1 protein-coding gene is annotated in these 659 nt (G+C 67.4%); it reads left to right on the top strand.

Annotated elements, in window-relative coordinates; translation table 11 throughout:
* Window positions 1–259: 259 nt before the first annotated feature.
* Complete coding sequence (locus tag FRW57_RS22480; RefSeq protein ID WP_152187124.1) at window positions 260–454, top strand: hypothetical protein; 195 nt, start codon at window positions 260–262, stop codon at window positions 452–454.
* The last annotated feature ends 205 nt before the right edge of the window (window positions 455–659 follow it).

Below are 659 nucleotides of genomic sequence, written 5' to 3'. Positions count from 1 at the left end.
GGCGACTGGTGCTTCCGGCTGTTCCTGGCCGGTTCTGGCGGCTCACGTCAGCGCGAATGTCGCGGGACGGAGCCCAACCGCTGGCGAACGCGGCACCATGTGGGTTGTGGAGCACCTCGTTGATCTGGATGTCCTTGCAGCGCGACTGCGGTCCGTCCTCGAGGAGTGGCGGCGTTGGGCGGCGGTGGGGCCGCTGACCTGGCGTGATGAAGCAGCGACGTGGCCTCAGCCGATCACCTCAGATCGCTCCGATGTCCGGGTGCCGGAGTCACTGGGGTTCACGTTGCGCAAGCACGCCACGGACGACGAGTTCGAGGCGGTGGTCTGGACGGGTGGCTGGGCGGACGTCGACTATCTGCTCGGCGGCGAGGTGTACAGCTTCTGCCCCGAGTTCCGAGACATCGACGGTGCATACGCCGCCGTGGTCAAAGACGTCGAGGACTTCCTGTCCTAGAAGACCGGGCTTCACCGCCGGTCGACAGTCGCTCGGCGACCGCGATGCCTTGCCTCGTTCGCCACCGCAACCCGATGACGACCGCGACTCTTCTTGCACGAAGTGTGCGCGGATACCCGGCCGTCGCCGATCGGGGCTGTGGGTAGCCCTCGTGCTTCAGTCAGCTGACGTCGGGTGGACTCCCGGACGACGCCGCGCGGCCCGA

The sequence above is a fragment of the Segeticoccus rhizosphaerae genome, from assembly GCF_009192725.1.
GTDB lineage: Bacteria > Actinomycetota > Actinomycetes > Actinomycetales > Dermatophilaceae > Segeticoccus > Segeticoccus rhizosphaerae.
Note: the sequence above shows the minus strand (reverse complement) of the source record. Positions and strands in the feature narration are given on the sequence as shown.